The organism is Corynebacterium marambiense (assembly GCF_016342275.1).
Lineage (GTDB): Bacteria > Actinomycetota > Actinomycetes > Mycobacteriales > Mycobacteriaceae > Corynebacterium > Corynebacterium marambiense.
This window is the reverse complement of sequence record NZ_JAEIOT010000005.1, coordinates 318,720-334,131: the sequence shown is the minus strand read 5'-3', so window position 1 is coordinate 334,131 and position 15,412 is coordinate 318,720. Positions and strand designations below refer to the sequence as shown.

10 protein-coding genes and 1 pseudogene are annotated in these 15,412 nt (G+C 61.9%); 3 read left to right on the top strand and 8 right to left on the bottom strand.

All coding sequences use genetic code 11. From position 1 onward, the window contains the following. Positions 1-10 precede the first annotated feature (10 nt). A pseudogene (locus JDV76_RS04190) lies at positions 11-3,277 on the bottom strand (SNF2-related protein); the annotation flags it as partial. Positions 3,278-3,704: 427 nt separating this feature from the next. Here JDV76_RS04190 and putP point away from each other — a divergent pair. The 3 genes from putP to JDV76_RS04175 all read left to right on the top strand — a co-directional run bounded on the left by putP (position 3,705) and on the right by JDV76_RS04175 (position 6,689). Further along, positions 3,705-5,282, top strand: coding sequence for a sodium/proline symporter PutP (putP, locus tag JDV76_RS04185; protein WP_198735618.1), 1,578 nt, complete (start codon positions 3,705-3,707; stop codon positions 5,280-5,282). A 112-nt stretch (positions 5,283-5,394) separates the two neighbouring features. After that, positions 5,395-6,096 carry an HNH endonuclease family protein gene (locus JDV76_RS04180; protein WP_198735617.1) on the top strand — a complete coding sequence of 234 codons (702 nt, stop codon included), beginning with the start codon at positions 5,395-5,397 and terminating at the stop codon, positions 6,094-6,096. 92 nt (positions 6,097-6,188) lie between these two features. Next, positions 6,189-6,689 carry a DUF2269 domain-containing protein gene (locus tag JDV76_RS04175; RefSeq protein WP_198735616.1) on the top strand — a complete coding sequence of 167 codons (501 nt, stop codon included), beginning with the start codon at positions 6,189-6,191 and terminating at the stop codon, positions 6,687-6,689. Positions 6,690-6,822: 133 nt separating this feature from the next. Here JDV76_RS04175 and JDV76_RS04170 read toward each other — a convergent pair whose 3' ends face one another. The 7 genes from JDV76_RS04170 to JDV76_RS04140 all read right to left on the bottom strand — a co-directional run bounded on the left by JDV76_RS04170 (position 6,823) and on the right by JDV76_RS04140 (position 15,412). After that, positions 6,823-7,317: a hypothetical protein gene (locus JDV76_RS04170; protein WP_198735615.1), complete on the bottom strand. Its 495-nt coding sequence runs from the start codon at positions 7,315-7,317 to the stop codon at positions 6,823-6,825. 249 nt (positions 7,318-7,566) lie between these two features. Continuing rightward, positions 7,567-8,496 (bottom strand): hypothetical protein, encoded by a 930-nt coding sequence (locus JDV76_RS04165; protein ID WP_198735614.1) that lies wholly within the window; start codon positions 8,494-8,496, stop codon positions 7,567-7,569. 35 nt (positions 8,497-8,531) lie between these two features. Continuing rightward, a complete protein-coding gene (locus tag JDV76_RS04160) occupies positions 8,532-9,395 on the bottom strand; it encodes an HtaA domain-containing protein (RefSeq protein WP_336244243.1) in 864 nt (287 codons plus the stop codon). A 9-nt stretch (positions 9,396-9,404) separates the two neighbouring features. After that, on the bottom strand, positions 9,405-9,698 hold the full coding sequence (locus tag JDV76_RS04155) for a hypothetical protein (RefSeq protein WP_198735612.1): 294 nt from the start codon (positions 9,696-9,698) through the stop codon (positions 9,405-9,407). Positions 9,699-10,007: 309 nt separating this feature from the next. Then, a complete protein-coding gene (locus tag JDV76_RS04150; protein ID WP_232958826.1) occupies positions 10,008-12,353 on the bottom strand; it encodes a DEAD/DEAH box helicase in 2,346 nt (781 codons plus the stop codon). A 1,209-nt stretch (positions 12,354-13,562) separates the two neighbouring features. Then, the gene (locus JDV76_RS04145) at positions 13,563-14,747 is read right to left on the bottom strand and encodes an acetyl-CoA C-acetyltransferase (RefSeq protein ID WP_198735611.1); all 1,185 of its coding nucleotides are present in this window, start codon (positions 14,745-14,747) and stop codon (positions 13,563-13,565) included. Next, entirely contained in the window at positions 14,744-15,412 is a 669-nt protein-coding gene (locus JDV76_RS04140) for a 3-oxoacid CoA-transferase subunit B (protein ID WP_198735610.1), read from the bottom strand. The genes JDV76_RS04145 and JDV76_RS04140 overlap by 4 nt, the downstream gene beginning before the upstream one ends.

Genomic DNA, 15,412 nt, shown 5'->3' with positions numbered 1-15,412 from the left:
TCGCACCGACTCGGTCCCGGTAGCTGAACAGTTCCGCCAGTTCTTCATCCGACAGTTCCGTGATCCATCCCTCTCCCCCGCTGATGACGGTCCCGGCGAGACGGCGTTTCCCCTCGAGGACCTCCTGGATCGACTCCTCGATCGTGCCCTCGGTGACCATCATGTAGACGCGGACGTCCTTGAGCTGGCCGATCCGGTAGGCACGATCTGTCGCCTGGTTCTCCACGGCGGGATTCCACCACCGGTCCATGTGCACCACGACGTTGGCGGCGGTGAGATTGAGTCCTGTACCGCCAGCCTTGAGCGAGACGATCATCACCGGTGGACCGTCGGGAGCCTGGAAATCGGCGACCATCCGGTCTCGTCGGGCCCGCGACAGTCCACCGTGGAGGAACGGGATCTCCCGGTCGAAGCGGGACGAGAGGTAAGGGGCGAGGATGGTGCCGAATGCCCGGTACTGGGTGAACACGATGGTCCTCTCCCCCTCCGCGGTCGTCTCGTCGAGCAAATCCATGAGTGCCGATACCTTGCCGGATCTGTGTTTCCCTCGGAGTGAGACCGGTGACCCGTCCCCCAGATAGTGCGCGGGGTGGTTGCAGATCTGCTTCGTTCTGGTGATCGCCGCGAGGACGAGACCCCGTCGCGCGATGGCCTCGGTTCCCGCCAGTTTCTCCTTCACATCGTTGACGTAGCTCTGGTACAGCGCGGCCTGCTCGGGTGTCATCGGCACGCGGAGGATGGTCTCGTTCTTCTCCGGGAGATCATCGATGACCGACGGATCGGTTTTGACCCGGCGGAGAATGAACGGGGCGGTGAACGTACGGAGTCTTTCGGACATCTCCTCGTCGCCATACTTCTCGATGGCGTTCGCGTAGTGGTTGCGGAAGAAGTTAGCGCTGCCGAGCACGCCGGGATTGCAGTAGTCCATGATCGAGCGTAGTTCGGACAACCGGTTCTCCACCGGTGTTCCGGTCAGTGCGACGCGGTGCCGCGAGGGGATGGACCTGACGGCCCTGGAGACCGCCGTCGCGGAGTTCTTGATGTGCTGGGCCTCATCGAGGACCACCCGCCACCAGTCGATTGCACTGAGGGTCGCCCGGTCGCGGGCCGCGGTGCCGTAGCTGGTGATGACGATGTCGGTTCCCTCCACCGCAGCACTGAGCACATCCTCCTTCAGCCGGGATCCACCGTGATGGATGATGACCTTCAGGGACGGGACGAAGCGACGGGCTTCCGCGGCCCAGTTCGCGAGCACCGCATTCGGGGCGACGATGAGGGTCGGGCCGAATTCCCCGTCTGTTCCCGCCTCCTCCTTCTCCACGGCGGTGAGCGCCAGAATCTGGAGGGTCTTCCCCAGCCCCATGTCGTCGGCGAGTACCGCCCCGAGCCCAGCCCGCGACATCCAGTGAAGCCAGTCCACACCCCGACGTTGGTAGGGACGGAGCTCCGCGTGAACGGTGTCCGGTACCGCGAGACGGACGGGCGCTGGTTGGTCAGGTACGGCGGGCCCCGCGTCCCCGTCTCCGGCGCCGACGGTATCCCCCATGAACCGAGCGTGCCATCCGGTCGCGGTGAACTCCACGGGTGTGTCGTCCTCAGCGGAGTTCTCCAGGGCGAGTTTCCGGAGTTCCGCCGCAGAGAGGGAACCCGAAGTGCCGGTTTCCTCGGCGTACGCCCGCTCGGCGTCGGCCAACGCCTTCTCGAACTCCTCGATGTCCCCAGTACCCGACATCTTCGCCGCAGCCAGTGCCCCACGGCAGCGTTCGACCTCCTCCTGCAGGTGCCCTTCGCCGGCCCGGACCAGTTGGCTGACGTACCTCGCCACCCTCGCGACGCTCTTCCGGTCGGCCACCACCCAGTTGTCGCGGAGCTTGACCAGTCCGTCGCGAGAGTTGACCAGATCGGCCATCTCCTCCGCGTTGAGGACCGTGTCCCCGAGACTGAGGCGCCAGTCGTACTCGACGATCTGGTCGAGACCGAACCGCCGGTGGGTGCTCCCCTCCACCCCTGGGTCCTGGGGCGAGGAGGTGGAGACCTTCAGTCCGACCTCCTGACGGGACCACGAGGCGGGCAGCATGACGAGGAACCCCTCCTTCCGCAACGCCTCCGCGTCCTTCTCGATGAAGGTGAGGATCTGACTGCCCGTAAGTGCGACGTCCCAGTCCCCGTCGTCCCCTCCGACGACTCCCCGGAGCGCGACCCCGAACCGGGAATCATCGAGGAGTCCGCTGATCCAGATGGCCCGCTGGTGCCGGTCACTCAGTTTCTGCCAGATCTCGACGGGCCAGATCCCCCGCCGGAACGGTTCCGGTGTCCCGCCGTCCTTGCGCACGCGAACCTGGATACGCCAGAGTTCACCGACCTTTTCGTCCGCGACAGGCGGCCGGTCCGTGGTGTCGGCGAGGCCGCGGAGAGCGGTGACGGTCCGCCTGGCCGCCAGCGCCCGCGACACTTCGGCCACCCCGTCATCTCCCGGGGCTGACGGGACCGGACCGCGCGGATCTTCATCCACGGACCTGGGTTCCTCCACGACGAAAACCAGTTCCAACCGTTCACTGTCCAGGGAGTCGCGCCATTCCGTCAGCCCGGCAACCAATCGAGCGCTACCCCGGCGGAACGCTTCACCGGCGAGCAGGGCACGAACAAACGGGTGAGGTTCACGGTCCGAGGTCGCAAGATCGACATCGGCGAGATATGCGAGAGCGATCCAGTGCGGGAGCACACTAGCCAGCTCCTCGGCGATCGCGGTGGAGGCGTTGACCGTCAAGATCCGCGGTGCAGCGGCGGCCATCGCGGTCAGCCACATCGCCTCGTCAGCGCCCAGGACCAACTGCCACTCCGGCCACCACTCGCCTTCGTTCCAGCGGCACCGCAGAGATACCCGCCCTGCACGGACGAACCGTTCTAGTCCCAGATACAACCGGATCAGCCAGAGCAAGTCGGGAGCGACGGCCGCCCGCTGGTTCCGCGGTACCCCGGGCCCGGGTTGATCCAGCGGAGCCAGCTGCGCCAACAGCTCCACTGCCTGCGCTGGCGTGAACGCTGCCGTGGGGACGGTGAGACTCACCCGACGCTGCTTTGGGGTCTGAAGGACCACGGGGATTCTGTGCCGGAACGGTCGGCCTGCGAGTGCCACCTCCAGTACGGCAGGCAGCGTGCCCCGCGGAACGGAATCCGGTCCGACCACCCGATGTCCCTCCACCTGCTCGATCCACAGATGAAATCCCGTCTCCCGACACCACAGTCCGTGGACCAGGTGGGTGGGCGTCGACGTCATGCTGTCTTTTCTACCACCGGTACCGAGCAGGCCACTCATGACGGGTGAACAAATGTTCGGCACTCACGAACCGCAGCCATTCCCACCAGTCAAGGGTTGGCTGGTTTTCGACCACCCCCAAACCGGGCACCATCCCAGGGGCGCCGCGAACACCGCCAACACAAGCGGGGCTCTCAGCCGAGAAAATAAGCCTCACCACCAGTTTCCGCAACGTCGAGACGACAATTCTCGACAGCCCTCACAGTAATTACTTTTGTCGAGTAACCCGCTTCAGGTTGCTCGCTCTAAGCTGGTGTGAAACCGTCGTTAAGGCTTGTCTCACGACCGGGGTGCTCCTCGAGCGGCACACGGGTACCTCGCAACGAGACCTCACTGCACGAGACGGTAGCCATCGCATACACCGCCATCAAGCACATTAGGAGGACACATGGCCGAACAGACCTGGTTCGTCATAGCCATTGTTATTTACATGCTCGTCATGCTCGCCATCGGCTTCTGGGGCTTCGGCCAGACCGATGAATACGACGATTACGTTTTGGCCGGACGCGGCCTGAATCCGTTCGTTGCCGCGCTCTCCGCCGGCGCCTCGGACATGTCGGGTTGGCTCCTCATGGGCCTCCCTGGGGCCCTGTTCGTCACCGGATTCTCGGAGCTGTGGATCGCCATCGGCCTCCTCATAGGTTGCTGGGCCAACTGGTTCTGGGTCGCACCACGACTACGTAGCTACACGGAGATCGCGAACAACTCGATCACGATCCCCTCCTTCGTCGAGAACCGACTGCGGGACAGCTCGCACACACTGCGCATCATCTCCTCCCTGATCATCCTGGTGTTCTTCACCTTCTACGTCTCCGCGGGCATGGTGGCGGGCGGCAAGTACTTCCAGGCGACCTTTGACGGTGACTACCACACCGGTCTCCTCGTCGTCGCCGTCGTCACCGTCATCTACACGGTCATCGGCGGCTTCCTCGCCGTCTGCTACACCGACGCTGTGCAGGGCATGATCATGTTCGCCGCGCTGCTCATCGTTCCTGTGATGGCACTGTTCGTGATGAATGACCCCGGCTCCATCTTCACCTGGGCCACCACCCGGGAATACGGCCCCTGGACGGACGGGGAGGTGAACACCCACTACTTCTCCATGATCTCCGGTGTTTCCTTCGCCGCCGTCGTCGGTAACCTCGCCTGGGGCTTCGGCTACTTCGGACAGCCCCACATCATCGTCCGTTTCATGGCGCTCAGTTCCCCGAAGGAGGCGAAGGCAGGCCGTCGCATCGGCATCGGCTGGATGCTGCTCTGCGTCATTGGCGCCGCCGCCGTCGCACTGATCGGCACCTCATTCTTCGGCCAGGACCCGAACATCGCGATCACCGACCGCGACTCCTACGAGACGATCTTCCTCGACATGGCCCGTATCCTGTTCCACCCGCTGATCGCCGGACTGGTGCTCACCGCTGTACTGGCCGCCATCATGTCGACGATCTCCTCGCAGCTTCTGGTCACCTCATCCGCTCTCATCGAGGATCTGCTGCGCCTGTTCCACAAGCGCCCGATGACCAACCAGAAGCTCGTGTACTACTCCCGTACCGCGGTGGTCGGTGTCGCCATGATCGCCGCCATCCTGGCATGGAACCCGAACGCGTCAATCCTCGGACTGGTCGGGTTCGCCTGGGCCGGCTTCGGCTCGGCATTCGGTCCCGTGGTGATCGCATCGCTCTACTGGCGCCGCCTCAACACCCCCGGGGCCATCGCAGGTATGGCCACCGGTGCGCTGGTCTCGTTCTTCTGGGGCCAGTCCCCGCTGGGCGACACTCTCTACGAGATGGTTCCCGGTTTCTTCCTCGCGGCCATCGTCATGATCGCCGTCTCCCTCACGACCGCTCCCCCGTCCCGCGGCGTCACCAAGGAATTCGACGAGGCCGCGCGCCTCTCGAAGCTCGCGGACGAGAACCCGGAACTCGCCGTGGAAGAGGTTCAGGCCAAGGTCGCCAAGGGCGAGATCTAGCCGATCATCCTCCTCTGACACGCCTTCCCGACGCCCGTTCCACCCTCACGGTGGGGCGGGCTTCGCCGCTATCCGGCGGAACCGGACCCGCTCATAGCGAGTCAGAATGTCCATGACGAACACCGTAAATCCGGTTCATCCCCCGACGTGGGTCCTCCGCCTCCTCACTCTGTCGACCCTGCTGCTCGGGATGTACACCCTCGCCCCGACGATGGGCCGGATTCCACCGGGACAGGCTCCCCCACCATCGTTGGCCGAAACACTGCCACGCATCTCCCTCACCGAAAACCGTCCCGATGTCCCCGGATACCATCGCAACCGGTTTGGAACCGGCTGGAACCGGGCGCACATCGGATCCCGAACCTGCACGACCCACGAGGTGATGCTCGTCGCCGAGTTCCCGGACGCGACCGTCACCCCAGACTGCGGTGTGCATGCCGCACCCGGGCGCGATCCGTACTCCGGGTGGATGATGGCTACCAGCCCCACGGACCCGGGTCAACGTATCGAGGTCGACCACGTTTACCCACTTTCCGCGGCATGGGACATGGGCGCGGCCGAGTGGGACCGGAGCACGCGCATCCGGTTCGCGAACGACCCGGCGAATCTCGTCGTCGTCACCGCCCGACAGAACCGCGAGAAGTCCGATTCCCTTCCTGCGGACTGGTTGCCCGCAGATCGCTGGGCGCGCTGCTGGTACGTACGCAGGCTGGCGGCGGTGGCTCGGGAGTACCACTTGGCCCTCACCGTCGACGATGCGGCGACGATGCAGCGGCAGTGCCTGCTCGCGGGGATAGCCGACGCGTTCTTCTGAAGCAGCCCCACCCTTTGCCTCGGTCACCGCTCGCCGGGTTATGGTGGTCGGTGACCTTCTTTTCCCCAATTTTCGAGAGGCCGATCCCCGACGTGGACAATCTCATCAGCATTCTGCATGTGCTGGCAGCAATCGTTTTCCTGGGTCCGGTGACCATCGCCGTCTCCATGTTCCAGGGCCGTGCCCGCGCCGCCCATGACGGTGACAAGCCCGCGGTGGGTTCCGCGGCGATGCTCCACCGCATCACGAAAACCTACGGTTTCCTGTCACTTCTCGTTCCCCTACTCGGACTCGGACTGTTCTTCACCGATACGGCATTTCTGAAGGACGGTCGTTTCCACGCATCGATTCTGTTGTCCGTAATAGCCTGGGGAATCCTGTTCTTCCTGATTATCCCCCGCCAGAAGGTGCTGATGGCCGATCTCGGGGTCGCCACCGACGATGATGATCCTGCCGCAGCGCTGAACATAGGGACAACCGCAGATACCACGGCAACTGCCGTCGACTGGCCCACCATCACGAAGAAGCTCTCGATGTTCGGCGGCATCTTCTCCCTCCTGTGGTTCATCGTCGCGATCCTGATGATGATCTGAGTCTCACGACCGAGCCACAGGCACAAGAACGTACGAAAAGACCCGTTCGACCCGACTTTGCAGCGGGTTCAGAACGGGTCTTTTTCATGATCACCGTCCAGGATTGAACCCCGTTCGGGCGTCGAGCTTGTGGTCAGCGGGCGGGCTGCGGAAGAATCCGGGAGGACAACCCCTGCAGAGCATCCGCAGACGGCGAAAAATCGACCAGGGGCGTGGGGAGGACGTTGGCCTGCCGGGCGATGATGAACACTAGAGCGAACAACCAGCCGAGGCCGATGATGCCGGTTGGGCCCAACGTTGCACTCAGACTGATGCTCTTACCGGACAGTGACTCGGTGCTGTTCAGAACATTAAAACCCGAGGAAAGCTGCGCCGCAGAACCGGCCGGTTTCGGCGGGGTGTAGTCCTCCGGAGGAGCCACCAGTGCCAGCGGGGCAGCTGCGGACTTTTCAATTACCGCGACTGCGCCGTCCCGGTTCTCCCCGGTGGCCTCGACCGCTCCAACGACGGTATCTACACGGGTTTCCTCGGCAACCGAGACCGGTGCGAGGACCACCGCAGACATGGCCAGGGCGGTCACGGCCGCGATACCCGATCGAGTGACTGAGCGACGGAACAAGGTATGCATGGATTGTTCTTTCCGAGGGTCGGGGCACTCGGCCGCGGAGGCCGGGTGCCGTACGCGAGCGATTGGGACTTCCGGGAGGACCGGACCAATAACGACTTTACGGGGTGGCCGGTAAAAGCGTGGCTTCTGTTGATCCTATCCACTCAGCTCCGGGTTTCGTTAGCGGGTGCGGATCCGCCATCGGAATCTGACTGCGGTTACCGAGCCCGGCACCGATCCTGACGCGTCCTGTCACAGCAAACGCGTGCTCTACATCGGGTGGGTGATGAAGTGGAAGATCGCCGCAATCAGGGCCAACAGCACACCGATTCCCAGAAGGTTGAGCGGTGCTGCCGATGAGGACTTCGCGGAGCCAGTGGGTTCTGCCGGTTCAGGAGTCTGGGTCGAGGTCGGCTCAGACGTCCCAGTGGAAGTCGGTTCAGATGTCTCAGTCGGATCCTCTTGGACGGGTGCTACATAGTCCATGTGGATCTGTTCGATCTCGGGATCCCGCTGGCTAGTGGACCCCGTCGGGGACAGACGCACGACACCGACGAAGAAGTTCTTGCCGAAGGAATCCTGCGAACGATCGATGATGTAGAGCGAACCATCGCTGAACTCCCTGATTCCCTCGTTGAAGAGGAAACGGGTGTCCTTCACGTGTTGACTGTAACCGATCTGGTCGCTGATTCCATCGAGCCCGTTCGAGGATGGATCGACGATAGCGACCTCACCGGAGCGTCCGGAAGCGACGACAGCGTCACCATAAGCGAGGAATCCGACACCGGCGTATTCGTCGACCTTGTCCCCCACGACACCTGCACCGAGCCTGGTGAAACTCTGACCGGCGTTGTTGTAGCGGTAGAACGCGATCAGGGGCCGCGTCTGATCACTCTGCGGTTCTGGGCTCTCGGTCCAGGAGAGATTGTTCCAGATGGCTACGAGATCACCACGTACCGCTACTCCCCTGGTTCCGTTGGACCCAAGATGAACACCGTGGATCTCGTTCTGCAGATCCACCATGTTCATGAACGGAGTCACCGTCTCCGCGGAGGGATCGATGTGCACGGGCACGCCACCACTGACGCTGCCGTCCTCGTAGACGAAATTGCCATCCCTGACGTGCAGGAAGGTCCCGTCGGGGAGAGCCCTGAGCCCGGTGCGACAGCCGTAGTTGTACTCGTCGCCGTACAGGTACACGGTGTAGTCGTTGTCCAGTTCCCTGCCCAGGACATCTAAGGCGCGGGGCAGATCCCAGTTCTTCGCCGTTCCCGAGCGGTCGACGGAGATGAACCCCCATGCTGGCGGCCAGTCTTGTACAGAACGCCGAGAGTTCCGGTTTCCTCCCCAAATGCGACACCGGTGATCTTGTTCCTAGCATCCTGTTTCTCCCCATTCACCGTGATCGTTGAGATTTCCGGCACGGTGGCGGCGACGGTATCATGAGACAACCCGGAGGTGGGCACTGAGACTTTGTAGGCGGAGAGCTTGTCGGAGCCTGCGTAGTAGAGGGTGTCCGTCTGGTTTGTCCCACGCGGCATCAGAACTGAGGATACTGTCAATCTCTTCACTGAAGAGCTGCGTCTTGAGGCCTTTTGAATAACCCTGGACGGTCCGGTCCCGTCGTAGTTGGCCACGACGATCACGGCACCGGAGCTGTGCTCGAACACACTCACCGCGTTGTCCCAGGGGATGTCCGTGATGACGTCACTGGTGGCACGACAGGAGGGACCCTCGAGCCCGCCGGTGAAGGAACCGGGGTAGCTGAAATTGAGTGGGGCGAGGTTCCCGCCTGGGGTGTAGAAGTTGGAGAAAGCGGTGTTCCCTTCTTCAGTCAGGGTCGCGGTGACGTGATCCCAGGTCATCACCCCATCTTCGCTGTTGAAACGCCCGGCACCGACGTTGAGGGCGCCGAGGAGCACTTCCTCCGGCCCGAACCAACCACCGTTGTACTGCTTCGTGTGCCGGTTGATGTGCAGCTCACCCTCGCCCGTGACCGGGTCAAAGACTATGCGGGGATCCGCGAACGTCAGGTCGAGGTCACACTGACCCCGCGCATAACCGGTTCCGTCCTGCGGGCAGCACTTCATAAAGTTGATCGTTCCGCCTTACTGCACCTGGATCCGCCCGTCTGCCAGAGTCGACGTCGAGATGTAGGGCCACTGGACCGATCCGTTGCGGAAGCGGGCCTCGAGAACATGCTGGGGCTGACGTCCGTCTACATAGTTCATAAAAGAGAAACGGATACCCCACGCGAGTGCACGATGGTCGTCCGGGTAGGACTGTTGTTTTCCCGGGGTAGGTTCAAGACCGATGGTCGAGTTGACATCCGCCGCCGCGACACCGACCCCGATGGCCGAGGTCAACGGGCAGGTGATGGTCAGGGCGGCGAGGGCAGCCACCGCGGTTTTCGATAGAGGTCTGAATCTTAGGTTCATCGTGTATGCGTGTTCTAGTTCTGTGGCGGGCGGGAATTGTACGGCGAGGGTTCAACGCACGGGGACCCACGAGCATTCTCATTGTTATTCCAGTATTTACTCACACAACAACTAGCATTTTTTAGGCAAGCCTTTCTTTTTTGATAACCGTCGCAGCCTCGGACCTACACACATGAAACCCCCTGAGCAGACCCGTTGAACCGGTGTCTGATCAGGGGGTTGACATTCCGACTCCCCACTCAGGGGACAGTCGGGAAAGCCCGTCGGCCGAAGCTAGTTGCGCCAGCCGCCACGGTCATGATTGCGGTCACCGCCGCGGAAACCACCACGACCACCACGATCCTCACGGTCACCGCCGCGGAAACCACCACGACCACCACGATCCTCACGGTCACCGCCGCGGAAACCACCACGACCACCGCGATCCTCACGGTCACCGCCGCGGAAACCACCACGACCACCGCGATCCTCACGGTCACCGCCGCGGAAACCACCACGGCCACCGCGATCGCCACCACGGTCGCCACCACGGAAACCGCTGCCGCCGGAAGACTGACGTCCGATCGGCGCGTCCGGGGTGTGCTCGAGGTGGATCAGTTGGCCGGATATGCGGGTGTCAGAGAGCTTGTCCCAGACCTCACGGGGCAGATCCTTGGGGAGTTCAACCAGTGTGTGGTCAACATTGATAGTGATGCGTCCAACGTCCTGGGAAGTCAGTCCACCTTCGTTGGCCAGCGCACCGACGATGGCACCCGGGCGAACGTGCTGGCGTTTACCGACTGCGACACGATACACGGAGAGGTTCTTGTCGCCCCGGTCGAAGCGGGCGTTTCCGCTTCGGTCACCACGGTCCGGTCGATCGCCACGTTCGAAACGCCCACCGCGGTCATTACCGCGGTCACGGTCACGGTCGAAGCGCTCACGGTCCCGCTTCGGCTGTTCCTTGAGCAAGAAGTCATTGCCAGCCTGAGCCTGAGTGGCGAGTGCGGCCGCAACGTCCTCCAGCGGCACGTCGTGCTCCTCGGAGTACGCCTTCACCAGGTGACGGAAGAGGTTGACCTGCTTATCCTCGAGCGCAGCGGTGATGGAGTCCGCGAACTTGGATTTGCGGGATTCGTTGACTTCCTCGACGCTGGGCAGCTCCATCTCATTGAGCGGCGCATTGGTGGCCCGCTCGATGGACTTCAGCATGCGACGTTCACGGGGAGTGACGAACAGGATCGCCTCACCGGAGCGGCCCGCACGGCCGGTACGGCCGATGCGGTGGACGTAGCTCTCGGTGTCATGGGGAATGTCGAAGTTGAGAACGTGGCTGATGCGCTCGACATCCAGGCCACGGGCGGCAACGTCCGTCGCAACGAGGATGTCGAGGCGACCATCCTTGAGCTGATCAACGGTGCGTTCACGCTGAGCCTGAGCGATATCACCGTTGATGGCGGCCGCAGAGAACCCGCGGGCGCGCAGCTTCTCGGCAACTTCCTCGGTCTCATGCTTGGTGCGCACGAACACGATCATGGCCTCGATCTCGGTGACCTCGAGGATGCGGGTCAGCGCATCGATCTTGTTCCGGTGCGCAACGGAGAGGTAGCGCTGCGTGATGTTCGTGTTGGTACGGGTCTTCGACTTGACGGTGATCTCCACCGGGTCGTTGAGGTATTGCTTCGAGATGCGGCGGATACCGTTGGGCATTGTCGCGGAGAACAGGGCAACCTGCTTTTCCGCCGGGGTGTCCGCGAGGATCCGCTCGACGTCCTCCTGGAAGCCCATGTTCAGCATCTCGTCGGCCTCATCGAGGACGAGGTAGCGCAAGCCGGAGATGTCCAGCGAGCCCTTCTGCAGGTGGTCGATGACGCGGCCAGGGGTACCGACAACGATCTGAGCACCGCGGCGCAGTCCGCCGAGCTGAACGCCGTAGGCCTGGCCGCCGTAGATCGGCAGGATGTTGATGCGGTTACCGATGTGGTCAGCGAACCCCTGGAACGCATCGGCGACCTGGAGCGCGAGCTCGCGAGTCGGCGCGAGGACGAGGGCCTGCGGCGCCTTCAGCGACGGATCGATCCGAGAGAGGATGGGCAGTGCGAATGCAGCAGTCTTACCGGTACCGGTCTGAGCGAGCCCGACGACGTCCCGTCCGTCCATGAGGAGCGGAATCGTCTGGGTCTGGATCGGCGAGGGGGACTCGTAGCCGATCTTGCGGACGGCCTCGAGGGTGCGCTCGGGAAGCCCAAGCCCGGCGAAGCCGTTTACGTCCTCTTCCTCGGCATCCGGCTCGGGAGCCTTATCAGGGGTGGTCTCCTGCTTCTCAGCGACGGGCTCGGCGTTGTCGGCGGCGATTTCCGGAGCTTCCTCGGTGGGAGTCCCTTCGGAGGAAACCACCTCGGCGAGTGCCTCGGCGTCGGCGGCGGTGTCCTCATCGCTGGCGACCGTCACGACGACGGTCTCACTGTCGGGGTTTTCGGTGTTCTGCTCGGGGATACCGTTCTCGGTACCTGCGTTGACCACGTCATCCAGGGTGATGATCTCATTCTCATCACCGGTGGTATTCACATTATTGTCGTTCTGGGCGTTCACTGCGCCATCCTCATTCTTCTGCGCGACTTCATATTTCGCGCTGCTCATGTCATTCCGCACGCTGTTCGCGCGGCTCACACATTGTTTTTCTTGGTGTTGGTATCGGCGCATGTCTTATGGGACCGCACCGACCGGCGCTACCCGAGACTCGCGTCCCGAGGTGCCGTGTCCTGCTTGCCACACCTGAGCCTTGCCGGTCCACATCTAACAGATCGCCCCGGTCGGGGCGTCTGACTCGTCGATGGGAGATGGTGTCTACGCGAGAGAGTCCATCGCAGTCAGCTCCTGGCGACTGACGACGTCTTCGCGGACACGACACAACCAGCATCCCGATGATCCGGTGAGGCCGTACTGGCATTCAACCGGATCAGGTGTACCTGCACCGGGGATGCCGGCTGGTGAAAAGCAGTACTCCTCTACGGTACGCGTAGAAGACTCAGTTGGCTAATCCAGAGTCAGGACAGACGTGCCACCACTTCAGTAAAATAAAGCAAACCTCGGGTCGACACCCCCAAAAACGTCCTAGTATTTTTTCGTTTCCAAACAAGATACGAAGCAGAGACCAAAACTTAACTATTATAAAAATAATACAGCCCCAAACTTCTCAATGCAAAATCATTCCCGGGAATAAATTATTCGAGGGGACGAAGCAAGAACAAATGGTGTTCGTAAATTATAGAAAAGTTCTATATTTTAAAAGTTTGCTAGCGTAAACCCAAGATACTATTCAATACCTAATCTATTTTTCAAAAAAGATTGCCGTATCCACAATAATTATTCAGCCAGGCTTTTCACCATCAGCCCTGACCACAAAAACATTCAGAGAATCAGTTAGAAATATATGCCGTTTCTCTAGCAATTTCGCTAGGAGTTCAAAACTCCTCACACCCTATTCGCAAGGGCGGATACTAGCATTGTCCAGGACACTATATAGGTAACAAACTTCATTTACCCTAAGACTAAGATGCTTCTAATTTGGTCGATAAAAAAAAGTCGCCACAATAGCTATTTCTTCGTCGACCCAACTAGGTACGCGGTTCATAAACCATAACTGCTAGATACATCCCCCTCCCGACATGCTCCTCAACCCAAGCATATCCAGCGCCCGCAATAACCAGAGAAACTGCACATAGTCGAAACAATCGAGGGAAAAATGATCGGCGATAAGCCGTAAAAAATATCACCCCGGGGGAGCTCCATCTGTGATGGTTGGAACATTTCTGAAGTTGCCAGCGAGACTCTCAAACGTGGGTATTTTCAGTAGCGGCTGATCACCATCGCCTGCCCCTGACCTCCCGCACCGCAGAGACTCACGGCGGCGGTCCCGGTTCCACGTCTGGCGAGTTCGTATACCGCGGTCACCAGCACGCGTGCTCCGGAGGCACCGAGGGGATGTCCTAGAGCGATCGCACCTCCATTGGGGTTGCATCTTCCCATGTCCAGGTCGAGGTCACGCAGGGATTGCACGACCACGGCGGCGAAGGCCTCGTTGATTTCAATGAAGTCGACGTCCTCGAGCCGTATTTTGCTGTCCGCCAGGGCTTTCTTCAAGGCATCGGCGGGCTTGGAATGGAGGTAGTGGTCCGGTCCGCCCGTACTGCCCGATCCTTCGATGGCGGCGAGTACGTTCAGCCCGTGTCGTTCCGCATACCTGCGGCTGACCACGACGAGTGCCGCGGCGCCGTCCGAAATCTGGGAGGAGTTGCCCGCGGTGATCGTTCCGTCCACGGCAAATGCCGGCCGGAGTTTCTCGAGGCTCTCCAGGGTGGTATCTCCCCGGATTCCCTCATCGGTGTCCACAACGACGGGTTCTCCCCTCCGTTTCGGAATGGTCACCGGGGCAATCTCCTCACGGAATCGCCCCTCCCGCTGTGCTTCATGGGCACGCCGGTTGCTCAGTTCCGCGATGGCGTCCTGCTGTTCGCGGGTGATGCCCCGGTCTCCGTTCCCCTGCTCCGTGAGAGCCCCCATGGTCTCACCGGTGTACGGGTCCTGAAGCCCATCGAACAGCATCGCGTCCTCCGCGGTGGTCGGCCCCAGAGCGGTTCCAGAGCGTGCCGCGGTGAGCAGGTGCGGCGCACGGGTCATGGATTCCTGTCCCCCGGCGACAACGACCTCGGCGTCACCGCACCGGATCAGGCGGGCCGCCTGGACCACTGCCTCAATGCCTGAGAGGCAGGCCTTATTCAGGGTGTCTGCGAACGCGCTGAGGGGAATACCGCCCCTGATCGCAGCCTGACGTGCCGGAACCTGTCCGGATCCCGCCTGGATCGTCTGACCCATGATGACCTGGTCGATGTGCCCAGGGTTCACCCCCGACCGTTCGACGGCGGCCCTGATGGCGACTCCGCCGAGTTCGACAGCCTGCACTTCTCTGAGTACCCCGAGGAGTTTTCCCTGGGGCGTGCGGGCGGCACCCACGATGACAGCTTCGCGTTTCATGACGGTTCTCCTTCGGTTCGGGCGTCACCGATGATGACGGTGAATGCCGCTTCAGTGGCTTCCTCGATCTGTTCGAGGGTGACGCCCGGCGCGAGTTCCCGGAGCACCATTCCTGCACGCTCAGTGATGTCGAACACCGCGAGGTCTGTGATGACGCGGTCGACGACCTGGGTCCCGGTGAGCGGCAGGGAGCATTCCTTTTTCAGCTTGGGGCGCCCCTTCTTGTCGACGTGGTCGGTGAGCACGATGACTCTGGGGGCACCGGCCACGAGATCCATCGCGCCCCCCATTCCCTTGACCATGACGCCGGGAATAATCCAGTTCGCGAGGTCCCCTTTTTCAGAGACCTCCATGGCGCCGAGTACCGCGAGTTTGAGGTTTCCGCCACGGATCATGGCGAAGCTCTCCGCGGAGTCGAACACCACCGCTCCCCTGTTCAGGGTGACGGTCTGTTTCCCGGCGTTGATGAGGTCCGGGTCCTCGTCCCCCTCGTACGGGAAGGGCCCCATGCCGAGGATTCCGTTCTCCGACTGGAGGATGATGTTCACCCCGTCGGGTAGCTGGTTGGCGATCATCGTGGGGATGCCGATTCCCAGGTTGACGTAGTCGCCGTCGTTGATCTCGGCTGCGGCGATCGCCGCCATTTCTTCTCTTGTCCAGGACAT